The sequence below is a fragment of the Vibrio sp. 14N.309.X.WAT.E.F5 genome, from assembly GCF_030397615.1.
Classification (GTDB): Bacteria; Pseudomonadota; Gammaproteobacteria; order Enterobacterales; family Vibrionaceae; genus Vibrio; species Vibrio lentus.
The window spans coordinates 17,239-41,818 of record NZ_JAPNXR010000029.1 but is presented as its reverse complement, the minus strand read 5'-3'; the positions used below and the strand labels follow the sequence as shown (position 1 = coordinate 41,818).

The following is a 24,580-nucleotide window of genomic DNA, read 5'->3' as shown; positions in this document are numbered from 1 at the left end:
AATAACAAATCATTAACGCAACGATTAATGTGAATATGCAGTCGACCTCTCTCCTAATACAAGACATAGAACAAACCCAACGTGAATTGGAAAAGATAGATTTTCATACACATGAAAGCCTACTGATTCAGGTGTTTTCGTCTTTCGAGAAAGGTTCGGTTTTGGCTGCCTGCCAAGTAATTCAATCGACTTTCCCTAACGCAAAGCTCATTGGTTGTAGTGCCAATCATTACATCAGCCAAGGTGTCATTTTACATCAGGGCTTGTTCCTTATTGTTACTCGGTTCGACAGCACCTCATTTTCTTGTGGTGTTGTGGAGTATAGCGAGCAGCCACAACGTGATAGCCAATCGATGTGGGAACAGTTAGGATGTAACGCTCAGACTCAAAGCATTATCTGCTTTGCCGATCGCTTGCAGATAAATAACCGAGCCTTGTTCTCTGCGTTTGAACAATCCAGATACTCACTGCCTATTTGTGGAGGCGCATCGACCATTACCGACAGTGGACGGTGGGTTATGCTGAATGGCCATTGCTACGAAAATGTCTACGTAATGCTGGCCTTACACAGTTCTGAGTTAGTCGTAACCAAAGGCTACTACACAGAGTGGAACCCGATAGGGCGCACCTTTCGAGTCACCGGCGCTGAAGGTCAACGCTTGGCAGAATTGGACGGCATGCCAGTTCGTGATCTTTATAATCGCTACCTTGCGGACGGCCTTGAAGTACCTTTCGAGCAACTCCATAACTTCCCTTTGATGGTTGGCGATCCAAAAGAACAAAACATCCATTTACCACTCAAGGTCATTGATGACGGAGAGATCGAGTTTAGTGGTCCGTTTCAGATTGGCGATGAGGTTCGGTTTTGTTATGACCATCCTTCTCTGACCTTGGAGCAGATACGACTTGGCGTTCAACAAATTGGTGTTCATGCCCCGCAACAGTTCTTTATTTATAACTGCACTTCGCGTATCGACTTTATTGATGGCAACCAAGAGGTGGAGACTTTTCAAAACCTAGCAGACACCTATGGTGTGTATTGTATGGGCGAGCTTTATCAAGATGATGATCAACAACGCATTCTGCATCACAGCCTAACGTATCTCACGCTAAGAGAGGGAGAGGTCGAAGCTGAAGGTGCCGTTCCGCTTGAGACACAACCTGCCACGAACATATCCCCCTTATTTTCATTGATTCGTAATGCCTTGCTCGATGTTGATGACATGAACAACAGCATGGCGAGCAAGATCCGGCAGCAAGCCACTGCACTGACTGCCAGTTACCGTATTGATCGTCGAACGGGTTTACCTAATCGAAGTGTGTTGCGTGAAAAACTGTCAAAAATGAATGCTGATAGTCACTTGTTGGCGTTGAAGGTGACGACGTTTGGACAGATCAATGAAAAGTACGGTTATCGAGTGGGTGATAAGCTGCTTCGTGATTTGAGTGAGTATTTTCAAAAGGCGTTATGGCAGTTTTTTGATGAAGGGTGTCAGCTTTACAGCATCGGTATTGGTGAGTGGGCGGTAGTTTTTGAAAGCTGGGCCAGCCATGAACACATTCATCAGCGCTTTTCTGAGTTTGCCGATAAAACCGAACACGTAAATTTTGAGCCAATGGGCTTGCCGGATATCGATTACCTCTCGGTTTCAATTTGCGCAGGCATTGCGAGTCGTCGTGATTTTCCAACCACATCGATAGATGACTTGTTACTCAAGGCCATTGACGCTCGTCGCAGTGCGGTGAGCCAGAATAAACATCTCGTGAGTGCTAAAACATTAATCCAACTAGAGAAGCAGCGGCAAGAGCAATTAGGTTGGTTGTCTTGTGTAAGCCGCGCGGTGTTGAATCAAAATGTTGTGGCGTGTTCTCAACCCATAGTGTCAGCGCATAGCCATCAAGTTGAAAGCTATGAATGCTTGGTTCGAATAGAAGAAGATGGCCAGCTGATAGCTCCAGGTAAGTTTTTACCGATTATCGAGGGAACGCATCTTTATACGCGCCTCAGTCGCCAAATGATAACGCGTACCTTTGATTTTATGAGTCAAAGAACCGATTCGTTTTCTATTAATTTGGCGCCACAAGATTTCAACAACGAGAAAACTATTCTTCATCTTGAGCAAGCCATCAAAAAGATCAGTCATCCGCAGCGCATTGGGTTAGAGGTACTGGAAACCGAACAGATTCAGGATTACGGTCGATTGATTGAGATATGTAACCATTTCCGCGATATGGGCGTGAATATCATCGTTGATGATTTTGGCTCAGGCTATTCGAACATTGATGAGATATTGAAGCTTGAGCCACAGGTGATAAAGCTCGATGGCAGCCTGATTCGCAATATCGACCAAGATAAGAAACAGCGTAAGATAGCGCAGCAACTTGTTAGCTTGTGCCAGATACTCAATGCGAAGACAGTGGCGGAGTTCGTACATAATGAACAGGTGTGTCGAATCGCAGAGGATATGGGGGTCGATTACCTTCAGGGGTACTACTTTGGTCAACCTCAGCGTTTATTCTAATCGAGCGAGTTAAATTTCTTTCAAAGAGCAGCCAGAGTGTCGGTTTCACGTGAAACACCGATTGGTTCAATAGATTAACGTTAGATGTAAAAAGGGTGAGCTTATGGCTCACCCTTTTTGTTTCAGTTTTACGTTATCTACCGCAAGCTTATACGTGGCTTAATCTACTTGAGTGAATGACCACATTTATCCGCTTGAAACACCTTTAGGTAGTGTTGGTAGTAATCGTTAATCAACTTAGCCGGTTCGATTTCACCTAACGTTTTTAGCAACTCAACGCCAACTTCGCAGGTACATAAGTGCCCGCTGTCTTGATTGCGGCGTAAGGTGTATGACGATTCAGTCGTGATATCGAGATGGATTTGAGGAAGGGTGTTTAACCACGCGCTCTTGTTGAGCATTTTCTTCGCTTCCTGCCATGTCCCATCCAAGATGATGAATAACGGCTTACGATCTCCAGCTACAGATGACACGGCTTGCTGGCACTCAATACTGCTGTCACTTGGAAACAGCAAAAAAGGCTGTAATGCTTTGTCTTCGAGTAAGGCAATCAACTCTTCTGGTGGTGTTTTTCGTTGCCATACGAAGGACTGACATTGCTGAATAGATTGCTCAAGTAACTTTCCGGTGTTGGTGTCTCGCGACAGTTCATTCTCATGAGTGAGCAGTACAAGATCAGCTTGGCTTTCAACACTTGGTATACGATGACAAATACATTGATGAGTGAAGCCACAACCACTGCAAGCTTGTTGATTACTCATGGTTATAGCTTAACTCCGCTTTGTGCTGGTGATATGCCATCAGCAAACAGAACCACATCGCTGATATCAGCATCATTTGCAACTGGAGCGACACTTGGATTCAGTGGGTAGCTAACACCGGTGTAAGACAGCGTGTGCTTCGCAGGTGTCGCTCCACCGCCGCTGACATTGAAGATCAGATCCTGCCAGCCATGATTTTGCGACTTTCCTAAGCGTATATCGCCCTTAACCAGTGTCACTCGGCTATTGAAGCGCCAGTTATCTTGGTGGTTTTCAAAGATAAGTAATGTACAGCCACCCGAGCCACACCAGTCCAGTTGAGCAAACAACTCTTCTTTGCCATCACCGTTCAGATCGTAGGTTAGCCAGCGGTACTGAGTGTTGTCTGGATCGGTATTGTTGATCTTAAAATACTCACGGATCGCTTGGTCGACTTTTTGATCAAGTTGATCACTCGAGTTTATCTGCTTTGCGGTGAGATCAACGGTCGTAGTCGTGTTTACTTGCGCTTGTGCACTCTTGGCTTCGAATAGCACTAGACCGCCATTGGCAATAGGGTAGACAACATTGCCCACTTTCTCTTTTTCAGCGACCAGTTTGCCGTTATCGAGTGTGAAGATGCGCTCAGAGATTAAGTACTGTTGCTGGTGGCGAGTCATCACAACCTGTACTTGATTTTGGTTAAGTTGCTGCCAGAAGCCCTGTTCAACAATAGAAGGATCGCCATTGCTGTATGAGTAAGTCGTAATGGCACTGTGGTCATTGTTGAGTTCTAGGTTGATAGAGAAGCCAGTGTTCTGCGTTGAGCTTGCGAAGTAGAGTCCACTCCAGTTCAGCGTTGGGTCTTGATTGGCCACCATTGCACAGCCATTGTAATTGCTGTCATTGAGATTAAGTTTGGCGTGCCAGCCATAGATAGAGTCACTCATGCCATCGCTGCAGCTCTCTTTCTTAAGGTTTAGATCACCTTGTCCCTGATTACCTTTAAGCTGGTAGTCGCGAGTGCTTGGTGAGGTGCGGCTTGATTCGATATCGAGGCGCTGAGGTTCTTCGCCCATCTTGGTGTATTTGAGTTGGTCTTTATCGAAGGTTGCTGACCAGTAAGGTTCGTTACCAAAAGCGCGTGTCGCGCGAAGTGGTTGGTCACAACGATCAGGGTTCTCTGCCGTTAGCACATTGACTTGGTCAACTACGAAGCGTGCGGTGAAGTCGGCATTGTATCCAGTTTGGCTAGGAACGGTTAAATGGCCGATAAGCTCACCGTATAAGGCTTGATAAGGTCTAGTGGCGAGCCCTTGTGCTTCGAGCGCTAACTCTGGTGATAAATCTAACCAGTATTGTTGTTGGCTGCCGCAAGGCGTGAAAGTTCGGCTCTCATGACCCACCACAACTTGACCACGCATGATGAAGGTTTGCGGCTGAATACTCAGTGGTTCATCTAAGGTTGCTGGTGGTAATTCAGGTTGTTGCGGCGTATCTGGAGCTGATACACAGCCTTGCAAAGCGAATGCGACTAGCCATGTCACTGGGTTTTTCATTACCTTCATGTTATATCTTCCTCGGAGCAACCGTTAATTGGATTTATTATGGCATATTGGTTATTTAAAACAGAACCCGACACCTTCTCTATTCAGACTCTTAGAGTGCAAAAAACCTCTTGTTGGGAGGGTGTACGCAACTATCAGGCTCGAAACATGATGCGTGATGACGTCAAGCTTGGAGATCTGGTGATGATATACCATTCATCATGCAAAAAAGTTGGCGTAGCAGGGATCGCTAAGGTAACCAGAGAAGCCTATCCAGATCATTTTCAATTCGACCCAGAAAGTGATTACTATGATGCTAAATCTTCGCCAGAGAATCCGCGTTGGATAATGGTTGATGTCGAATTTGTGCGAGTAACTGAGCGCTTGATCCCTTTAGCAACGTTGAAAGCTATGCCTGAGCTAGCAGAAATGCCGCTGGTTAAACGAGGCAATCGCTTATCTATCATGCCTGTTACTGAACAGGAGTGGCAGGCGATCTTAGGGAAAGAAGTACTCGGTTCTCGTTAGCGTTAGAGGAAGCTTTTAGCGTAAGGTTCAAAAAAGGCAGCCATTGGCTGCCTTTTTATTTATTCAGATATCTTTGACTAGATTAGATTAAAGCAGGTGCTTTTCTAAGTAGTGCGCAACCGCATCGTCGGCATTACTGCCGATTACTTCATTATTGGGTAGCGCTTCTTTCACTTTATGGTGTGAAGTCTCCATGACTAAACCTTTACCAGCCATTGCGAGCATTTCAGCATCATTCATACCATCACCAAAGGCAACACAGTTCTCGAGGGTCAGATTGAGTGATTTCGCAACAGCGTCTAAGGCATGCCCTTTAGAGACTTCTGCGGCCATGACTTCTAGGCACCAAGGTGTTGAAAAGGCGATATTGAGTTTGTCTCCAAAAGCGTCTTTTAGCTTCTGCTCAAATGTGACCAGATACTCATGGTCTTGCTCTGGGTGCGTGAAGAAGACTTTCGCAATGCCATCACTTGGTGCTTTGTCAGCTTCAAATCGTTTGTAGCTAAAGCCTGACTCACTGTGGAATTTAGCCAGCATTTCATCTTCACGGTCTAGTAACCAATCTTCATTTTGATACATGTGAATGAAAATGTTTGGATCTTGGCGAACCACATCAATAACAGGCTGAACTAAATCCTGAGGCACGTTCTGGCTATACATTAGTTGATCATTTTGGTCGTGCACGCGTGCACCGTTTGAAGTGATCATATACGCCGGAATCCCTGCTATCTCACGAATACCCGCAACATCTACATGATGGCGGCCGGTCGCGAAGATAAAGGTGTAGCCTTGGTCGTGTAACTTCTTAAGTGTTAGTTTGGTAAAAGCGCTTAACTGATGGTTGGGAGCCAGAAGCGTACCATCTAAATCAGAGGCAACGATTTTCACGGAATCTTTTAGTGCAGGAATAGTCATTTAACCCTCATTGCGAAATGCTTAGCTGATATCGACACTAGTCAGTGCTAGCATCCTCTAAAGTACAATATCTCTATGTAGAAATTGTATGCCAAATCTGCGAAAGAAAAGAGGGCAAAGCTCACTTACTTCTCTTCCTCTTTAGCGCTTATCTTTTTTATTCGTCGCGCCTCTTGTTATCCCGCTGACATTAAGCAAAAAACTGATTAATGGCATCCAGTGTTTGATTACGATATTCATCCTTCTCAAACAACACCTCATGCCTAGATCCTTCAATGGCCTTAAACTGGCAAGCTGGGTTGGTTTTCTTTAGCTTATTGATGAACTTCAATTGAGCATCGTTACTTACAATCTTCTCGTTGCCGGCCTGAATCAATAGCAGCGGGATTTTGATTTGACGAGTTTGTTGGATTGCCTGCTTGGCAGCCATTAACCCTTGCCATACCCAGCGAGTGCTTGGTCCGCCAACTTGCAAAGAAGGTGACTCGTCATACAGGCACCGGAACCACTGGTAACGAACCTTGCTGTGGCTGAGTAAATTATTTTCGAATGGCTTGGAATAATACGCTTGTTGTCCTGGGGCGTAAGTCGGTTTGGTATAGCAAGCAGTGAGTACTTGTCCAACAACCATCGCGATGGGCTTGAAGTACCATTCAGTATTGATCCCAAACATGGGAGCACAGAGAGTCGCTTTGTCAAATGGGTGGTTAGGGTTGGTCTGTAGGTAGCGAGTAGCAATGGTGCTGCCCATTGAGTGCGCTAGCAGATAACGATTGGAATATCGGCCAAGGTTAAAACTGTTAATAATGTCGGACATGTCTGATGCGTAATCATCAAACTCATGAATGTGACCAATGTCAGAGTCTGTTACCATACGTTCCGACTGGCCTTGACCTTGGTGGTCAAATGAATAAACGTCATAGCCTTGTTGATAGAAGTCGTAAAAGAGTTCTTGGTATTTTAAGCAGCATTCGATGCGACCATTTGAAATCACAATGGCTTTGGTGTGCGTCGGTGAGGTTAAGCTACACCAGTACAGCTTCTTTTTACCAGATGATGTGATATACCCATCTTTTCGTTGTTGCCAAAGGGCAGGGATCGGGTGTTTAATCGCTTGCTCGAACTCAGGTTCTTGCGTGTATGAAAACGGGGCGGTACTGTGGTTTTCCATGGGAAATTACCTGAACTGATGCATGTGAGAGCGTCATCGCTACTAATGTTGTTAGATTAAAGAACTAGTAAGGAAATGCAAATGGATACTCATGTTTGGCTTGCTTATGTCGTTACGGCGATTTTGTTTAGTTTGGCTCCGGGCTCAGGTACCGTTAATTCAATCAGCAATGGGCTAAGTTATGGAACCAAGAAGTCACTCGCGTCGATCGCAGGCTTACAGCTCGGTTTAGCATTCCACATCATGCTGGTGGGAGCGGGCATTGGTGCACTAGTGGCGCAATCCGCGTTGGCTTTCACTATCATCAAATGGGTCGGTGTGGCTTATCTTTTGTGGTTGGGCATTCAAAAGTGGCGTGATAATTCTAGCTTAGTGGCTTCAGAAGAGAGCACAACTTTATCGAGCGGAAGATTACTGCGCAATGCCGTGCTTATTAATCTAACCAACCCGAAATCTATCGTGTTTTTGGTGGCTCTGTTTCCTCAATTTATCGACCCGACTCAGCCTCAAGCTCCACAGTTACTTGTACTTGGTGTAACCACGGTATTCATTGATAGTGTGGTTATGTTGGGTTACACCTCATTAGCTTCACAAATGGGACGTTTTATTCGTTCTGATCGCGTAATGGGTAAGATAAATAAAATATTTGGTGGTATGTTCATGGGCTGCGGTGCTTTGCTGGCTGCCGCGAAAGCTTAGTTTAGGCAATAGAGTTACCGTTAAACCAATAGAGTTATCAATAAATGACCGCTACCTACGTTGCTAGACAACCTATCTTAAATCGCAAGAAGAACACGCTTGGTTATGAGCTGTTGTTTCGCGACGGAGAAAGGAATGCCTATCCTGCGCATATTGAGTCTAATCGTGCAACGTATCGTTTGATTGTTGAGAACTTCTTGTCGGTTGGGCTTAACCCTTCGATCCCATCTTCACGTTGTTTTATTAATTTCCCTTATCAAAGCCTGATTCGCCGGTTGCCTTTGAGCTTGCCAAAAGACAAGGTCGTGGTTGAGATCCTTGAAACCTGCCAACCGACGGACGAATTGCTCGAAGCGGTCAAAGAGTTGCATCAAGCGGGCTATATGATTGCCTTAGATGATTTTACTTCAACGCCAGAATGGGAACGTTTCCTAAAATACACGCATATTGTTAAGCTCGATATCATGCAGATGGGCTTGGATGAGGCGTGTGAGTTGGTAAGACAACACGAAGGGAAGAAGTTTAGCTTTCTTGCTGAGCGTGTCGAAACCGAACAAGAATTCCAACAAGCCAAAGACGCGGGCTTCCGGTTTTTTCAAGGGTACTTCTTCAGTAAGCCTGAAATAGTCAAAACCAAGTACATTAGCCCAGAGCAGGTGATTGCTATGGAGCTATTTCAGGAAGTGTGTAAAGCCAATGTCGATTTTAAACGAGTTGAAAATATCGTGGCCAAAGATGTGGCGTTGTCATACAAGCTTTTACGCTTCGTAAATTCCATGTCGCCGCGTCTTGAAGTGACGATCTCTTCTTTCCGTCAGGCCTTGGTTTATCTGGGGCAAGAAAAACTTAAAATGTTTGTTTCGCTGGCGGTGGCTTCTTATGTGTCAGATAAAAAGCCGAAAGAGTTATACAGTTTATCGCTTCAGCGTGCTCAGTTCTGTCAGCGTATGTCTCGCTATCAGCCTTTTTCAGGGCATGCTGAACAAGCCTTCATGATTGGTTTGTTTTCGTCGCTCGATGCCCTGTTAGATTTATCGCTAGAAAACTTGGTTGAACAACTCCCGCTGTCAAAAACCATCAAGGTCGCTTTGTTACGCAGAGAAGGACCATACGGGACGCTTTTAGCGCTTGAAGAGAGCTTTGAGCATGCGGATTGGCAACAGATTGATAAACACTGTGCTCATTTGGGACTGAATGTTGATCAGGTCAAAACCGAGCTCACCGAAGCCCAACGCTGGAGTCATAACGTAACCAACCAGCTCTGATTTCTCTCCGTTAAACTTTTATGACAATTGAAACGCACTCCTTGACGTGCGTTTTTTAACGATTAATGTATACGCATATCCATATATGAGTATGTAGTTATGCTTCCTCACCAATTTTTCAAATTACTGTCTGATGAGACGCGAGTGCGTTGCTTAATGTTGATAGTGCGCAATGAGTGCTTATCTGTTGGTGAGCTAACTCAGGCATTACAAGAAAGTCAGCCAAAGGTATCTCGTCACCTAGCGCAGTTGCGTTCAAACGGCATTTTAACTGACGTTCGCCAAGGGCAGTGGGTGTTCTACCGCCTATCACAAGACTTACCGGGTTGGATGCTAAAGTTAATTGATGACCTTATCGCATCGAACTGTTTGAAAACTGAATACCAACACGATAGTGAGCGCCTAGAAGCCATGACTTCACGCCCTCAATGTTGCGTTTAATTTAATATTTTTAGATTCACCACGAGTTGAGAGAACAGAAAATGACAGTCAAAGTAGGTATTAATGGTTTTGGCCGTATCGGCCGTTTAGCACTTCGCGCAGCGTTTGATTGGGCGGAAATCGAATTCGTACAGATTAACGATGTGGCTGGCGACACCGCGACATTGGCTCACCTTCTTGAGTTCGATTCGGTTCAAGGTCGCTGGAACCACGAAGTCGCGGTTGAAGGCGATGAGATGATCATCAAGGGTCAACGCATTAGAACTACGCAAGAGCGTGACATCGATGCGATCGATTGGTCTGGTTGCGATGTTGTCCTTGAAGCGACCGGTGTTCACCGTAAGGCATCTTTCCTAAACAAATACCTTGAGCAAGGTGTGAAGCGTGTTGTGGTATCGGCGCCAGTAAAAGAAGAAGGTATTGCAAACATCGTTGTCGGTGTGAACGACAACATCTTCGATCCAGCAGTACATAAAATCGTAACCGCAGCATCTTGTACAACCAACTGTCTTGCGCCCGTGGTTAAAGTGATCAACGAGAAGCTGGGTATCGAAAATGCAGCTTTCACCACTATTCACGATCTAACCAATACGCAAACTATTCTTGATGCGCCCCATAAAGATTTACGCCGTGCTCGTGCATGTGGCATGAGTCTTATTCCGACAACAACGGGTAGTGCTAAAGCAATTGTTGAGATCTTCCCTGAGCTTGAAAACCGCATCAATGGCCACGCGGTTCGTGTACCACTAGCTAATGCGTCTCTGACCGACATCATTTTCGAAGTGAAGCAAGACACCACGGCAGAAGAAGTTAACGCGATGCTGAAAGAAGCGTCTGAGAACGAACTGAAAGGCATTCTTGGTTTTGAAGAGCGTCCACTGGTTTCTATCGATTACAAAGGTGACCAACGTTCAACCATCGTAGATGCGCTATCAACCATGTTGGTAGGTAAGCGTATGGTTAAGATCTACGCTTGGTACGACAACGAGATGGGTTACGCGACACGTACAGCTGAGCTAGTACGTACCGTTGGCCTAGCTTAATACTCTTCATACTTGAAGCTGCAAGCGTTGTTAACTGCGTAAGTTCACCGGAGCGCCGGCCGCCCTAATCACATAGAACCCCTATGCTCATAGGGCTGAACTTACTGGTTGCCTAGCTGCAACTCCAATTATTTTGAGTATCGGTCTATATACAAAAGAATTTTAAGAGATTGATGACGATGACGAATTCTCAAGTACATCCAACATGGCAACTAGATTTAAAAGCAGGTGCGTTAGTGCTTACTCCGTGCCCAGGTACTAAAGGCGCTGACCTAGATGCATCTCTAGCGCAGCTGAAAGCGCAAGGCGTGGAAGCGATTGTGACGGCTCTAGACAATGAAGAACTGGCGAGCAAGAATGTTGCTGAGCTAGGCGAGAAAGCGCAAGCGCTAGGCATGCAGTGGTTCCAAATCGAAATCGAAGACGATTGTGCACCGGGTACTGATTTTGCTGCGAAATGGCAGGCGGCGAGCCCAGCGCTACACCAAGTGGTGGATAACGGCGGCAAGGTAGCAATGCACTGCATGGGCGGTTCTGGCCGTACTGGTTTGCTGGCTGCACACCTGCTGTTAGAGAAGAGTTGGGATCTGAGTAAGATTGTTCAAGAAGTACAATCACTGCGTCCGGGCGCGTTTACTAAGTCAATTCAGGTTGACTACATTCAAGGTGTTGTTGCTCAGTAACATCGCACTTAGCAGTTACAAGAGCTTTTGGAACATCATGATCCAAAAGCTCTATCTACTCTTCTTACTTCGCTTTTCTCCGTTTTTATAGGTGTGATGTTATGTTCGCAAACCTAAGCAAAAGCGTTCGCCAATACATGTTGGTGACCTTCAACTACTGGAACTTCACCATTACTGATGGTGCACTTCGTATGCTGGTGGTTCTGTATTTCTATGACCTTGGCTACAGTTCGTTAGAGATCGCCTCACTGTTCCTTTTTTATGAATTCTTTGGTGTGGTGACTAACCTAATCGGTGGTTGGTTAGGGGCGCGTCTTGGGCTCAATAAAACCATGAATATCGGCTTAGGGATGCAGGTTGTTGCCTTGGGTATGCTTGCGGTGCCAAGCGCAATGCTGACCATCCCTTGGGTCATGGCCGCGCAGGCGTTGTCTGGTATCGCTAAAGACCTCAATAAGATGAGTGCCAAGAGCTCAATCAAAACTTTAGTTCCTGATGAACAGCAAGGTGCGCTGTATAAGTGGATTGCGATTCTGACTGGATCTAAGAATGCACTGAAAGGTGCAGGGTTCTTTATTGGTGGTTTACTGCTTTCGACGATTGGATTCCAATACGCAGTGCTAACGATGGCTGCTGTGCTGACATTGGTCTTCATTGGCAGTTTGGTGAGCTTAGAAGCGGACATGGGTAAAGCGAAAACCAAACCCAAGTTCAAACAGATTTTCTCTAAGTCTGAATCCATCAATATCTTGTCGGCAGCGCGTATGTTCCTATTTGGTGCTCGTGACGTGTGGTTTGTGATTGCTCTGCCGATTTATCTAGGCAGCGTGTTTGGGTGGGATCACTCATGGGTTGGTGGCTTCTTAGCGGCTTGGACCATCGCTTACGGCTTTGTACAGGGCATTGCACCTAAGATTACCGGTAAAGCGCAAGGCAAGGTGCCTGATGGCCATGCGGCGCTATTGTGGGCGGGTGCATTGGCTATTGTGACCGCTGGTATTGCCTATGCGGTACAGATCGGTTGGCAACCTGAATTGGTTATCATCGGTGGTTTGATGGTATTTGGTGCCATCTTTGCGGTTAACTCATCGCTTCACTCATACCTGATTGTGAGTTATGCGAAAGGCGATGGCGTGTCGCTTGATGTTGGTTTCTACTACATGGCAAATGCGATGGGTCGTTTAATCGGTACCATTCTGTCGGGCTTGGTATTTCAAATGGCCGGTTTGTCTGCGTGTTTGTGGGTATCGTTCGCGTTCTTAGCAATAACGACGGTCATCTCTCTGCGTTTACCTAAGGTGCCGCAAATCTCAGCGGCATAAGCGTCAGCCGCATGAACCTCATTCGCAAGAGTTAAAGTCGCATAATCTAAAGTCGAACGATCTTAATTCGCGATATGCTTCTCCTTTAACAATAAGCTGACTTGGTATTTATTCCGGTCAGCTTTTTTATTGCTATAGTAGAATGATTGAATATTAATCAGGCATTTACATGAAGCAGCGAATTCTCTTTTTTGATTTAGCACGATGTGTCGCGGCCGTAGCGGTTATCGCGATTCATGTTTTAGCACCTTATCGCAATGAGCTAGGAACCATTCCTTTTGGCGAGTGGTTAACGGCAATCACTGTTAATGGCTTCAGTCGTTGGGCTGTGCCCGTGTTTATTTTGATTAGTGGTGCGTTGATGTTGAGCGATCAGCGCCCGTTTGACGCCAAGTATTATCTCAAGCGCCGTCTAGGTAAGGTATTGATACCTTTCATCGTCTGGTCGCTTTTCTATACCTATCTGTCTGGTTGGTCTGCGATGGGCTTTGATGCTGACGTGAGTTGGGAGGTGTTGCTCAATAGTTACCATCACTACACGTACTACCATCTTGGTTTCTTCTATTACTTTATCCCGCTCTACTTTGTGATTCCTTTCTTACAGATCATGGTCAGAAAGTATGGCGACAAAGCGGTCTATGGCTTCACGGCGGTGTGGTTGTTCACGACGTTACTGTTCTTACTAAGAATCGATGGCCCATGGAGTCATGAGTTATGGCTTTATACTGGCTACTTGCCTCTGGGTTACCTGTTATACAAGAAGGTACCGCTTAACAAATTAACCGTTGGTACGAGTGTGGGGCTTGGCGGCCTTGCGTTGTTGACCACAGTCTACATGGTGGTTGATGCGAGTTTGGTCGCGGAAGAGTACACGGTAGGGCGTTGGTTATCTTATAAAACGTTGAATACGGTGCTGGCGGCGAGCATGGTGTTTATGGTGTGTCGTTACTATGGTGAAGGGTTATCTGAGAAAAGTAATCAAGTGGTTGGCTTTATCAGTAAGCACAGCTTAGGTATTTATTTGTTGCACCCAATTTTCTTGTGGCCAATGAAAGAGTTCGGTTGGTACCAAGGAAATCCGGCTTGGGTGATTCCATTATGGATAGTGATCAGTGGTGCAGGGGCTTTATGGATGAGTTGGTTGGTCTCTAAGTCAGAGAAAACACGTTGGCTATTGCCTTAGCGGTGAGCGCTAAGGCTGTTGGCAGCTGATGATGGGGTGTTCTATGGTAGTGGTTGAAGCGGCTAGCATTTAGCGCTTCAAGGCAAAGTGTAAGAACTTATCGCCTTGGTAAGTTAAGGTTCCTTTGTCACCAGGGTTAAGAGCATGGAAGTAGTGGATACCGACTTGGAATTCTCGTTTTGGACCCACGACACCCCGTTGAACGTAAATCCAGTACTCTTGATCTTCTTGTCCCGGTTCAGCGTCAGGAAGGTCGATAGATTGTTTATCTAATACCGTGACGTTCACTTTCTTTTCTGGCGCGTTTTCACCTTGCGAGTGCTTTCGATAGAAACCAATAAATACCCAAGCCGCTAAACCGGCAAGTGCAAAGATGGCAAAAAAGAGTGAATTAGGCATATAACCTCCATGTAGTCGTGATGGTTATTCTAGTCTTTCGGGCAATAGGGATATGTGTTTAAAGCCGCTATTCGTGAACTGCTGTAAGCTAAGCTGATTATTTTTCGGCTGATATCACATTTAATGGCAATTTTGGGATAAAGCATTGTTATTTATTGTCTCTTTCTTATGTAAATAGCAATGATTTAGTATAAAAATAAGGAAATGCTCGACTAGAATTATAGTGTGGAGTGGGAGGGCCAAGATGACCGATATTGAAAAAGTGGTGACAAGAACTCGCAATATAGAGAAATTATTGAGGCTTCAATATCACGCTGAAGGCGAAGGATTGCATGAGCTTGTAACAAGCTGCGAAGAAAGGCTACCGCACGATATGGTAATCAAGCTGCGTTATATCGCAACGTGTCGTAACAAGGTAGTCAATGAACATGAGGCTAAGTTGGAAGATCAACATAAGTTCATCATGATGTGTAACGACTGTGAGAAGGAGCTGACTCCACGAAGCGGTCGTTTTATCTGGCGAGTTGCGCTCTTACTGATGATGGCAATGACTTTAGCTGCCGCGGGTTTCTATTATGCGAACTGGGATGTGCTAACACTGCATCTGTTTTCGAAGTGAAAAATTGAACAAAAAAAGGGACGCTATGAGCGTCCCTTTTTTTATCTGTAACTTGCTTAGTACATCATCGGTAGTGTCATTAGACCTACAACTACCGCGATCATTACAAGTCCTTGTCTTTGCGAAGATGAAATCATAACACTACTCCTAAATTTGGTTGTCTCTCGCTATGTTTTAAAGAATAGCCCACTTATAGGTTTAGATCAAGAATTACTTTCGAAAGCTCCAAAAGTAGTAGAAAACTATTAGTTTTTGGCTTATTTGACTCTGTTTAACTGTGTGTTTTGGTGTGTTCTTATTTTGTTCGTTGTGATTCATGTTTGTTCTTATTTTATTTAAGTTGCTGTTTTATAATGGTTGTTATGTGTAATTTATATTGTTAAAGGTTGTTAAACTGTATTAATAGAGGTTGGTGGCGGCGAGGTTTGATTTGGTTTTATTTCTGGGTTTTTGGCTTGGTTTTGGTGGTTGTTTTGACACGAGGTTTGGGAAACTCTGACAATTATAGGTATAAATAAAACAAGTTACTCACTTTATATACCTAGGGTTGCTCGAGGTTTTTATTTGCTGGTTAACTCTGAATTGTTGATTTTAAGTGATTGTTTTTAGTGTTTTTTATTGGTTTGGTTTTTAATTTTTAGTTGTGGTTTTTGACGGTATTTAACGGTTTATTAGGGTTTCAATGATATAGAAGTGTCTAAAATTGAAAGCTGAGTCCTGTAACGTCGTTTTAAATGAGTTTTACGGTGAATCGCTCTAGTTTTAAACTAATAACCAATATCACGACGGTAATTGTTAGGACTTCAATCGAAAGAGGCTCTTTTTAGTGGAAGCGTAATCAAGATCCAATTTTGAGGGGCTGAGGCTTTACATCAACACTCGTGTGCCTAGACTGGCGACGTTTTAAAGCAATAGGGCAATTGGTATGTGGAGTTGGTTAGCGGTTTCTTTATCTGGTATCGGAGCGATAGCAGGGACGAAACATGGACATATCGGTCAGGCCTTAGTGTACAAGGTGTTTACCTTTGTTTTGTTGGCGGTAGTGGCGGTCACTCAATCGATCGTTGCTGAATATACTTATTGGATTGTCGCTGGCTTAGCTATCTCGGCGGTGGCTGATGTTCTACATACGGTGACTCAAAAACGACCGCTTCATTTTGTCTGTTTTTTATTGGCTCAACTCTGTTATAGCAAGGCATTTTGGCTACAACTCTCAGGAGAGATGGTTTGGTGGTTGTTTGCGTTATTGTTAGCGGCTTGTGTCGTTGCTTTCTTTTTACTTCTGCCTCGCTTAGATAAACTCGTCTTTCCTGTGGTTATCATGGGTATCGTGCTTATTCAGCTTGCATGGGCTTCTGGTGAGCTCTGGTTGCTTGAGCCTCAGCTATCACATGCGGTTGGTTTTGCTGGCTGTAGCGTGCTGCTGCTTTCTGCACTGGCGTATGCTCTAAATTGTTATCGTAGTCCAATCAAGGGCGCTTATCTTTGGGTAACGGGCAGTTACTTCTTCGCTCATGCTCTTATCGTGGCATCTCTAACCATTTAGGATAGAGCACCCTCAACTCTGAGCTACATCAAGGCAGCGTTGCTGAAAATCGGTACTCTACATTTGATTCATTAAACATGAGATAGAGTTATGACGACTGAAATTCACGCACACAACGTTTTAAACCTGCTTAGTGAGAAGCCACTGACTCGCGAAGAACTAACACAAGAACTCGCTCAAACGTATGGCACAGAAGCTCGCTTCCATACTTGTAAGCTAAGTGGTTTAGATTTGGATGGTCTACTTAAGTTTTTCCTGAAGATGGAAAAGGTTGTGGTTGTCGATGATAAGCTTTGCACCAATCGCGAACGTGTATGTAACCACTAATTACCAATGATTTGGTTTTTAGAGCCTTTTGGCTTTTATAGATAAGAAGAGTGGATGCTATCTTTTCGGTTCCACTCTTTAAATTACCTTTCTACCTTTCTACCTTTCTACCTTTCTATTTGCTCTCGTTAAATTCCCTTCTAAATAGCATAAGTTAACTCGTTTATTACTGCGTTCGAAAATCAATGTTGAGGCTGCTATACTCCGCGCACTTACGCTTTTCGAGACAAACTTATGGAAATTTTATCTGCAGCAACCATGCTGTTTCTTATTATGGACCCGCTTGGTAATCTGCCAATCGTGCTCTCAATCCTTAAGCATATCGATCCTAAGCGTCGTCGTATTGTTCTTGTTCGCGAACTGATGTTTGCACTGGTTATTCTGTTGTTGTTCTTGTTTGCTGGCCAAAGCATCATGAACTTCCTGCACGTTCAGCCTGAAACTCTGAGTATTTCTGGCGGCATCATTCTATTCATCATCGCGATTAAGATGATCTTCCCAAGTGCAGGTAGCATCACAGGCCTAGCCGCGGGTGAAGAGCCGTTTATCGTGCCTATGGCTATTCCAATGATTGCGGGCCCATCGGTTATCGCTGCGCTGATTCTTTTGGCAACTCAAAACCCAGACCAGATGTTTGAGTTGTCTCTGTCGGTTTTACTGGCATGGGGCGTAACCTTCTTCATTCTTATGTTTAATGGTTTCTTCCTGCGTATTCTTGGTGAGAGAGGCTTGAAGGCGATAGAGCGCTTAATGGGCTTACTGTTGGTTATGCTGTCGACTCAAATGTTCCTAGATGGTGTGAAAAGCTATATGTCTTAGCATTTTCTTTTCGAACAATAAAAAACGCCGCTCAAATGAGCGGCGTTTTTGTATTTATTTTTCTCGTCACTAGGCTTTAGCTCGACTACATCATGTGTTTGCGTCGGATATCGAGTAGGGCAAAGACTCCGAAAATCAATATTGACCACTTCTCCCAACGTGACATTTCGATCTTATCGCCGAAAGCACCGATAAAGATCAGCATCTGCAGGCCGTGCATGAAGAACAAGAATGCTGTCATGATATAAAGCGCAATCGCAGCATTACCTGGGAATGGGTAGAAAATATTTGCGATTAAGATAAACCAAACAAAGGCGATGGCCGCTTTGGCTAATGGAAGCAAGAACTTCATTCAATAACTCCTATTCTTCAGTGGTTCGATTAAACAGACGGTAGCTCGACTGCCCCGTGGTCTTATCGCGATGCAATTCCCAGTTCTCTGGCATTGCTTCGAGTTGTAATTCTTTTTCTGTCTCAACGTAAATGATGGCATTGTCGGCAAGCCAGCCATTGCTCTCAAGAAGCTCCACAGTTTCAGCTAATAAGCCTTTACGAAATGGAGGATCAAGAAAGACCATATCGTAAGGAGTACCCGGCTTTTTGAGGAAAGAGATCGCATCGGTGTTCACTACGTTGATGTTGTCTGCTTTGAGCTCTTTTGCATTATCAGCAAGCTGCTTAGCGGCCTTCTGATTCATTTCTAGTAGCGTCACTAATTTTGCTTGGCGAGAAGCCGCTTCAAAACCTAGGCCACCAGAACCGGCAAATACATCCAAGCAGGTCGAGTGTGGGATATCTTGTGCTACCCAGTTAAAGAGAGTCTCTTTTACTCGATCAATGGTCGGGCGTAAGCCTTCTAAGTCATGTACGGGCAGTTTTCTACCTCTCCATGAGCCACTAATAATTCGAACAAAGCCTCCGGATGGCTTTTTTTGTGATGTGTTTTGCTGGCGACGTCTTACCATAGATTTTTTGACCGCTAATAAAGTGATACTATACCGAGCCCAATTTAGTTGGGATCGGGTATTAAATAAATTTGCAATGACAAAGTGTATCAAGCTAAAAGCAAACTTATCACTGCTTTGTCATTTTTCTTTACTATTCGTTTGTACAAGCTTGTATTGTATAACAATAGCAAAGAGTCGACGTGCATTAAGTCAATGCAGTTAATTAGTAGATCTAGGAAACTCCTCTGATGACGGAAAAAAAGAAGCGCGGATTATTATCGTGGCTTGGTTTTGGTGAAGAAGAACAAAGCCCAAAAACTCAGAATGAAGCGAACGTAGAAAACGTTGAAGAGCAAACTGAAGTTGAATCACAAGTCGAGACTGAAGCTGAAGTAGCTAAGCCAACTGAAACTCAGTCAGTTGAATCTGAGCTTGCTGAATCAGATCAAGCACTTGAAGAGACTCAAGAAGAGCAGCAACCTGTCCAAGCAGAAGCAGAAGCAGAAGCAGAACAGGAAGACGTTGTTGTTCTTCAAACTAAGATTGAAGAAGTTCAAGAAAAGCCAACAGAAAGCTTTTTTGCGCGTCTTAAGCGCAGCCTAAGTCGCACAAAAGCCAATATCGGTGCTGGCTTCTTTGGCTTATTCAAAGGCAAACAAATCGATGATGATCTGTTTGAAGAGTTAGAAGAGCAACTTCTGATCGCTGACGTGGGTATGAATACTACCGTTAAGATCATTGAAAACCTGACAGAAAAAGCATCTCGCAATGACCTAAAAGATGGTGAAGCTCTATATGGTCTGCTCAAAGAAGAGATGGCAGAAATCCTAAGCCAAGTGGAACAGCCACTGATTGTTGATACCACTAAAACACCTTACGTTATCTTAATGGTGGGTGTGAACGGTGTGGGTAAGACGACCACTATCGGTAAGCTGGCGAAACAATTCCAAGGCGAAGGCAAAAAAGTGATGCTGGCGGCTGGTGATACCTTCCGTGCAGCAGCTGTAGAGCAACTTCAAGTTTGGGGACAACGTAATGACGTTCCTGTGATTGCTCAACATACTGGCGCAGACAGTGCTTCTGTTATCTACGATGCTATCGAAGCCGCTAAAGCGCGTGGTGTTGATGTCGTGATTGCTGACACTGCAGGTCGTTTGCAGAACAAGAGCAACTTGATGGAAGAGCTCCGCAAGATTGTTCGTGTAATGAAGAAGATTGATGACTCTGCACCGCACGAAATCATGCTTACGTTAGATGCTGGCACTGGTCAGAATGCGATCAGCCAAGCGAAACTATTCAGCGAAGTAGCGCCGGTAACGGGTATTACGCTAACTAAACTCGATGGTACGGCGAAAGGTGGTGTGATTTTCTCAATTGCTGACCAGTTCCAGATTCCAATTCGTTACATTGGTGTGGGCGAAGGCATTGATGACCTACGTCCATTTGAGTCGAAAGACTTTATTGAAGCACTATTTAGTCGTGAAGAGTAACTCGTGTAGCAAAGTGGTTTATCCTTAACCTGCTACCGTTTTAAGTTTGATATGAGTGATCGTAAGAGGAATTTTCGGTGATCAAATTTCAGCAAGTGAGTAAAGCCTACCGAGGCGGACGCCAGGCACTCCAAAAAGTGGACTTTCACCTCAAGCGTGGAGAGATGGCATTTTTAGGCGGGCACTCCGGTGCTGGTAAAAGTACCTTGCTGAAGTTGATTTGCGCCATTGAGCGTCCAACGGATGGCCGCGTTTGGTTTAACGACCACGATATCACTCGTATACCAGCCAAAGACATTCCCTTTTTACGCCGTAATATTGGGATAGTCTTTCAAGACCATCGCCTGCTGATGGATCGTTCTATCTTTGATAACGTCGCACTGCCTATGCGTATTGAATCTATTTCTGAAAATGAAATAAAGCGCCGAGTTAGTGCTGCGTTGGATAAAACCGGCTTACTAGACAAAGCTCGTTGTTTGCCAAGCCAGCTTTCTGGTGGTGAGCAGCAACGCGTGGGTATTGCTCGCGCTGTGGTTAATCGTCCAACTCTGCTTTTAGCGGATGAGCCTACCGGTAACCTAGACCCTGAATTGTCGAACCGTGTCCTGCGTTTATTTGAAGAGTTCAATCGCGCGGGTGTTACGATCATCCTAGCGACGCATGATATCGGGTTAGTGAACACTCGCCCTCAATACCGTCATCTTGAATTAAACCAAGGCTTTTTGAGTGAGGTTGAAGACTATGGCCGCGAATAAGCGCATTAAAAAACCTCAATCTAACCGAGCCACTAGCCGTGCTGCTAGTGACGGCTTTTTTGTTGTTCATTGGAAACAAGCCAAATCATCTTTTTCGCAAATGTGGCAACGCCCAATCGGCAACCTGTTGACGCTGGCTGTTATTTCTATGGCCTTGGCTATGCCTGCCTGTTTATATCTATTAGGTAAAAACGTTGGAGAGGTAGCTAAAGACGTCACTAGTCCGTCACAAATCAGTGCTTACGTCGAGGATGGAATTCCTGAGCCGAGAGTGATAGTGCTTAAAGATGAGATAGAAGGTTGGGATCAAGTTGAGTTGGTTGAATACATTTCACCACAACAAGGCCTTGCTGATCTGAGCAAGTACTCTGGTTTTGATGATGCACTGACGATTTTAGATGATTACTCGTTGCCTGGTGTATTGGTGATTACGCCAAGTGTACACAACGACACGCAAATCAAAGAATTGGCGAGCAAGGTTAAGAAGCAAGAGCTCGTGACCGATGTTCGTTTAGACGAAGATTGGCTTGCAAGGCTAGATGCGATCAAAGCACTGGCGGCCGTCATCGTGATTACATTAACCGTGCTTATGCTGGGCGCTGTGTTTTTGATTATTGGCAATACATTACGATTTAATGTGTTGGCGCATAAAGAAGAGATTCAAACCATGAAGCTGATTGGTGCTACCGATAGCTTCATTTTACGCCCATACCTATATTCTGGAATGTGGTTTGGTGTGTTAGGCGCTATCTGCGCTTGGGTAATGACGGCGCTGATTACTGTTTTACTGAATAGTGCTGTTGATGATTTAGCTCAGCTTTACGATAGTCACTTCAGACTGATTGGCTTAAGTTGGGACGAATCGTTACTGCTTTTGATCGTTGGAACCCTATTAGGTAGCGTGGCTGCGAAGCTTTCCGCACAGCGCCACCTAAAAGAAATTGAACCTGTTTAGTTGAATAGAGTCATATTTAGACGATAAATAGGCACTTTTTAATCAGTTTTTACCTTGTATAGACGAATTGATTATGCATAATTACTTCCCCCTTCTTGAATCCTGTTCATTTTAGGTTCAAGATTGTCGGGTTTTAATAGATATATTACTCCAGATCAGAGATTGATGAGGAACCGAATGGCAAACCAATCGTATCAAATGGCTTTAGTCACACAAGATAGCCTAGATAGCTATATCCGCTCAGCGAACAGCTACCCAATGCTGACGCCTGAAGAGGAACGTGGACTTGCAGAGCGATTACATTACAAAGGTGAGATCGATGCTGCGAAAGGTTTGATCCTTTCACACCTAAGATTCGTGGTGCACGTTGCAAGAGGCTATTCTGGCTACGGGCTGCCAATGGCTGATCTCGTTCAAGAAGGTAACATCGGCCTAATGAAGGCGGTGAAGCGCTTCAACCCTGAAGTGGGTGTTCGACTGGTTTCTTTTGCTGTTCACTGGATCAAAGCTGAGATTCACGAATATGTACTGCGTAACTGGCGTATCGTTAAGATTGCGACAACCAAAGCACAGCGCAAACTGTTCTTTAACCTGCGTAAATCTAAGAAGCGTTTAGGTTGGTTCAATAATGGTGAAGTTGAGACTGTTGCGCGTGAACTGGGCGTTGAGCCTTCAGAAGTTCGTGAAATGGAATCTCGCTTAGCGGCACAAGATGCGACCTTTGAAGCTCCAATGGATGACGACGAAGGCGGTTCTGCTTACACGGCTCCGGTTTACTACCTAGAAGACAAAGCGTCAGACGTTGCTGAAACGGTTGAAGCGGCTAACTGGGAATCTCATACCAATAATCGTTTAGGGCTCGCCTTGAAGAGCTTAGACGAACGCAGCCAGCACATTGTGCGCTCACGTTGGTTGGATGATAACAAGTCGACCCTTCAAGACTTAGCGGATACCTACAGCATCTCAGCTGAGCGTGTACGTCAGTTAGAGAAGAATGCCATGAAGAAGTTGAAACAAGCCGTTGGCGACTTCTAAGCACTAAACTAACAGCAGCATAAAAAGTTAGAATTTGAAAAGGCCGAGATCGAGAGATCTCGGCCTTTTTGTTTTGGATCGAATTCTCAACTTTTGCGATCGATATTTGCATTGCGATTTTGTGGATAACTCTGTGAGAAGTTTATTCGTCAGCTGTCTAAAAGCAGGGTGTAGTAAGGCTTTGGAAGGGTTTTTGGTGTGGGGATATGTTTTAAGTAACCCACAGTTAGATCAGGATCATTACTATATGTTGTGGATCCATTTTCCAAAAACCACTTTATTCACGCAATTCACAGGTTTATCCACAATCGGTGTAAAAGTGATCGCTGGTGGATAACCTTATTAAGTGGATGTGATTGTTAGCCTTGGGATAGGTTACAATGGCAGCAAAGTAAATCAGCATAAAAGAGAAAGTCATGGACCAGTTTAAACATATCGATGTTAAAGGTGCTCAAGCCCTTATAGAGCAAGGTGAAGCTCGACTTGTCGATATCCGCGATCCGCAGTCTTTTGCGGTCGCTCACTCTAAAACCGCTTATCACCTAACGAACGATACGATGGTGTCGTTCATGGATGAAGTTGAGTTTGAACAGCCTATTTTGGTGATGTGCTATCACGGCATCAGTAGCCAAGGCGCTGCACAATATTTAGTGAACCAAGGCTTTGAAGAGGTATATAGTGTTGATGGTGGGTTTGAAGCCTGGCATCGCGCAGAACTTCCAGTGAACGCTGGTTAGTTGCGTTAAACGTTTCTCAGTAGAATGAATAGGAAGTGATAATGATTAGACTGATGGTGTTAGACAACCCGCGTCTTGCTCAAGCATTTATTGATTACATGGCTTCTCGCCAGATCCCTATTCAAATGTCTCCTGAAGGTGAGGGGCGTTTTGCTCTTTGGCTGACGGATGGTCAGTATCAGGTCGAGACGGAATCAGAGCTCAATCGTTTCCTGTCTGAGCCAAACCATAAACGCTACCAAGCGGCGTCTTGGGATATGGCAGAAACCAGAAAGAGCAACTTTCATTATCACACCCCGAGCTTCATGGGCATGATAAAAGCAAAAGCAGGCCCTGTGACACTCAGTATCATGCTGGTATGTGTCGTTATTTTTGCTCTGCAGCAGATAGGTTTTGGTCAGGCTATTTTTAACGCCTTACATTTTCCTGCGGTTGATGGACAACAGTGGCAGCTTTGGCGCTGGTTAAGTCACGCTGTTTTGCATTTCTCTGTTATGCACATCGCGTTCAATATCTTGTGGTGGTGGCAACTGGGCGGAGATATAGAGAAAAAGTTAGGCGGTCTCAAACTGCTTCAGATCTTTGCTGTGTCTTCTGCACTTTCAGGAGCCGGACAATACTGGGTTGAGGGAGCAAACTTTGGTGGTCTTTCTGGCGTGGTGTATGCGTTGGTCGGTTATTTGTGGGTAGTGGGTGCAAAAGCACCTCAGCTTGGCTTAGGTATTCCAAGACAAATCGTCGGCTTTATGTTGGTGTGGTTAGTCTTAGGTTATATGCAGCCGTTCATGGCCATCGCCAATACTGCACATCTAGCTGGTTTAGCGGCTGGTGTGATCATTGGTTTTATTGATGCAATGAAAGCGCCGAGCTCAGCAAGAAGTTAAATGATGAT

26 protein-coding genes are annotated in these 24,580 nt (G+C 44.8%); 19 read left to right on the top strand and 7 right to left on the bottom strand.

Annotated features, from left to right (window positions below; genetic code table 11):
• Positions 1–35 precede the first annotated feature (35 nt).
• A complete protein-coding gene (locus tag OW495_RS21935) occupies positions 36–2,522 on the top strand; it encodes an EAL domain-containing protein (protein ID WP_289888365.1) in 2,487 nt (828 codons plus the stop codon).
• 164 nt (positions 2,523–2,686) lie between these two features.
• On the opposite strand, the gene OW495_RS21930 is transcribed toward OW495_RS21935, so the two are convergent.
• Both OW495_RS21930 and OW495_RS21925 read right to left on the bottom strand, forming a co-directional pair.
• A complete protein-coding gene (locus tag OW495_RS21930; protein ID WP_102513678.1) occupies positions 2,687–3,283 on the bottom strand; it encodes a DTW domain-containing protein in 597 nt (198 codons plus the stop codon).
• A 2-nt stretch (positions 3,284–3,285) separates the two neighbouring features.
• Entirely contained in the window at positions 3,286–4,830 is a 1,545-nt protein-coding gene (locus OW495_RS21925; RefSeq protein WP_102513679.1) for a hypothetical protein, read from the bottom strand.
• A 39-nt stretch (positions 4,831–4,869) separates the two neighbouring features.
• Here OW495_RS21925 and OW495_RS21920 point away from each other — a divergent pair, with 39 nt between their 5' ends.
• Complete coding sequence (locus OW495_RS21920) at positions 4,870–5,337, top strand: EVE domain-containing protein (protein WP_102269105.1); 468 nt, start codon at positions 4,870–4,872, stop codon at positions 5,335–5,337.
• An 87-nt stretch (positions 5,338–5,424) separates the two neighbouring features.
• On the opposite strand, the gene OW495_RS21915 is transcribed toward OW495_RS21920, so the two are convergent.
• Together OW495_RS21915 and OW495_RS21910 are read right to left on the bottom strand one after the other, a co-directional pair.
• Positions 5,425–6,252, bottom strand: a complete 828-nt coding sequence (locus OW495_RS21915; RefSeq protein ID WP_017111719.1) for a Cof-type HAD-IIB family hydrolase — start codon at positions 6,250–6,252, stop codon at positions 5,425–5,427.
• Between the two features lie 190 nt (positions 6,253–6,442).
• On the bottom strand, positions 6,443–7,423 hold the full coding sequence (locus OW495_RS21910) for an alpha/beta fold hydrolase (RefSeq protein WP_102513680.1): 981 nt from the start codon (positions 7,421–7,423) through the stop codon (positions 6,443–6,445).
• A gap of 81 nt (positions 7,424–7,504) precedes the next feature.
• Here OW495_RS21910 and rhtB point away from each other — a divergent pair, with 81 nt between their 5' ends.
• From rhtB to OW495_RS21875, 7 genes are all read left to right on the top strand, one after another.
• Positions 7,505–8,122, top strand: a complete 618-nt coding sequence (rhtB, locus tag OW495_RS21905; RefSeq protein WP_029223645.1) for a homoserine/homoserine lactone efflux protein — start codon at positions 7,505–7,507, stop codon at positions 8,120–8,122.
• A 44-nt stretch (positions 8,123–8,166) separates the two neighbouring features.
• Positions 8,167–9,387 (top strand): EAL and HDOD domain-containing protein, encoded by a 1,221-nt coding sequence (locus OW495_RS21900; RefSeq protein ID WP_102485565.1) that lies wholly within the window; start codon positions 8,167–8,169, stop codon positions 9,385–9,387.
• A 99-nt stretch (positions 9,388–9,486) separates the two neighbouring features.
• On the top strand, positions 9,487–9,828 hold the full coding sequence (locus OW495_RS21895) for a metalloregulator ArsR/SmtB family transcription factor (protein WP_102513681.1): 342 nt from the start codon (positions 9,487–9,489) through the stop codon (positions 9,826–9,828).
• Positions 9,829–9,869: 41 nt separating this feature from the next.
• A complete protein-coding gene (locus OW495_RS21890; protein WP_102291224.1) occupies positions 9,870–10,871 on the top strand; it encodes an ArsJ-associated glyceraldehyde-3-phosphate dehydrogenase in 1,002 nt (333 codons plus the stop codon).
• A 173-nt stretch (positions 10,872–11,044) separates the two neighbouring features.
• Complete coding sequence (locus tag OW495_RS21885; RefSeq protein ID WP_198599790.1) at positions 11,045–11,554, top strand: cyclin-dependent kinase inhibitor 3 family protein; 510 nt, start codon at positions 11,045–11,047, stop codon at positions 11,552–11,554.
• A gap of 101 nt (positions 11,555–11,655) precedes the next feature.
• Positions 11,656–12,876, top strand: coding sequence for an organoarsenical effux MFS transporter ArsJ (gene arsJ, locus OW495_RS21880; RefSeq protein ID WP_102308296.1), 1,221 nt, complete (start codon positions 11,656–11,658; stop codon positions 12,874–12,876).
• 169 nt (positions 12,877–13,045) lie between these two features.
• The gene (locus tag OW495_RS21875; protein ID WP_102513682.1) at positions 13,046–14,059 is read left to right on the top strand and encodes an acyltransferase; all 1,014 of its coding nucleotides are present in this window, start codon (positions 13,046–13,048) and stop codon (positions 14,057–14,059) included.
• Positions 14,060–14,128: 69 nt separating this feature from the next.
• On the opposite strand, the gene OW495_RS21870 is transcribed toward OW495_RS21875, so the two are convergent.
• The gene (locus OW495_RS21870; RefSeq protein ID WP_004736596.1) at positions 14,129–14,458 is read right to left on the bottom strand and encodes a DUF2500 domain-containing protein; all 330 of its coding nucleotides are present in this window, start codon (positions 14,456–14,458) and stop codon (positions 14,129–14,131) included.
• Positions 14,459–14,702: 244 nt separating this feature from the next.
• On the opposite strand from OW495_RS21870, the gene OW495_RS21865 reads away from it, so the two are divergent.
• From OW495_RS21865 to OW495_RS21850, 4 genes are all read left to right on the top strand, one after another.
• A complete protein-coding gene (locus tag OW495_RS21865; RefSeq protein ID WP_102513683.1) occupies positions 14,703–15,077 on the top strand; it encodes a DUF4145 domain-containing protein in 375 nt (124 codons plus the stop codon).
• Between the two features lie 925 nt (positions 15,078–16,002).
• Complete coding sequence (locus tag OW495_RS21860) at positions 16,003–16,623, top strand: lysoplasmalogenase (protein ID WP_102281224.1); 621 nt, start codon at positions 16,003–16,005, stop codon at positions 16,621–16,623.
• A 90-nt stretch (positions 16,624–16,713) separates the two neighbouring features.
• Entirely contained in the window at positions 16,714–16,950 is a 237-nt protein-coding gene (locus OW495_RS21855; RefSeq protein WP_017111725.1) for a YecH family metal-binding protein, read from the top strand.
• Between the two features lie 234 nt (positions 16,951–17,184).
• Complete coding sequence (locus tag OW495_RS21850; RefSeq protein WP_029223649.1) at positions 17,185–17,769, top strand: YhgN family NAAT transporter; 585 nt, start codon at positions 17,185–17,187, stop codon at positions 17,767–17,769.
• 85 nt (positions 17,770–17,854) lie between these two features.
• On the opposite strand, the gene OW495_RS21845 is transcribed toward OW495_RS21850, so the two are convergent.
• Both OW495_RS21845 and rsmD read right to left on the bottom strand, forming a co-directional pair.
• Positions 17,855–18,121: a DUF1145 domain-containing protein gene (locus tag OW495_RS21845; RefSeq protein ID WP_009848233.1), complete on the bottom strand. Its 267-nt coding sequence runs from the start codon at positions 18,119–18,121 to the stop codon at positions 17,855–17,857.
• A gap of 10 nt (positions 18,122–18,131) precedes the next feature.
• Positions 18,132–18,734, bottom strand: a complete 603-nt coding sequence (gene rsmD, locus OW495_RS21840) for a 16S rRNA (guanine(966)-N(2))-methyltransferase RsmD (RefSeq protein WP_017104730.1) — start codon at positions 18,732–18,734, stop codon at positions 18,132–18,134.
• Between the two features lie 230 nt (positions 18,735–18,964).
• On the opposite strand from rsmD, the gene ftsY reads away from it, so the two are divergent.
• The 6 genes from ftsY to glpG all read left to right on the top strand — a co-directional run bounded on the left by ftsY (position 18,965) and on the right by glpG (position 24,572).
• A complete protein-coding gene (ftsY, locus tag OW495_RS21835) occupies positions 18,965–20,206 on the top strand; it encodes a signal recognition particle-docking protein FtsY (protein WP_289888353.1) in 1,242 nt (413 codons plus the stop codon).
• Between the two features lie 77 nt (positions 20,207–20,283).
• Positions 20,284–20,961: a cell division ATP-binding protein FtsE gene (gene ftsE, locus OW495_RS21830; RefSeq protein ID WP_004736585.1), complete on the top strand. Its 678-nt coding sequence runs from the start codon at positions 20,284–20,286 to the stop codon at positions 20,959–20,961.
• Positions 20,948–21,916, top strand: coding sequence for a permease-like cell division protein FtsX (gene ftsX, locus OW495_RS21825; RefSeq protein WP_029223650.1), 969 nt, complete (start codon positions 20,948–20,950; stop codon positions 21,914–21,916). The genes ftsE and ftsX overlap by 14 nt, the downstream gene beginning before the upstream one ends.
• A 177-nt stretch (positions 21,917–22,093) precedes the next feature.
• On the top strand, positions 22,094–22,951 hold the full coding sequence (rpoH, locus tag OW495_RS21820; RefSeq protein ID WP_029223651.1) for an RNA polymerase sigma factor RpoH: 858 nt from the start codon (positions 22,094–22,096) through the stop codon (positions 22,949–22,951).
• A 416-nt stretch (positions 22,952–23,367) separates the two neighbouring features.
• Complete coding sequence (gene glpE, locus OW495_RS21815) at positions 23,368–23,688, top strand: thiosulfate sulfurtransferase GlpE (RefSeq protein WP_017104726.1); 321 nt, start codon at positions 23,368–23,370, stop codon at positions 23,686–23,688.
• A 41-nt stretch (positions 23,689–23,729) separates the two neighbouring features.
• Complete coding sequence (gene glpG / locus OW495_RS21810; RefSeq protein WP_065112025.1) at positions 23,730–24,572, top strand: rhomboid family intramembrane serine protease GlpG; 843 nt, start codon at positions 23,730–23,732, stop codon at positions 24,570–24,572.
• The last annotated feature ends 8 nt before the right edge of the window (positions 24,573–24,580 follow it).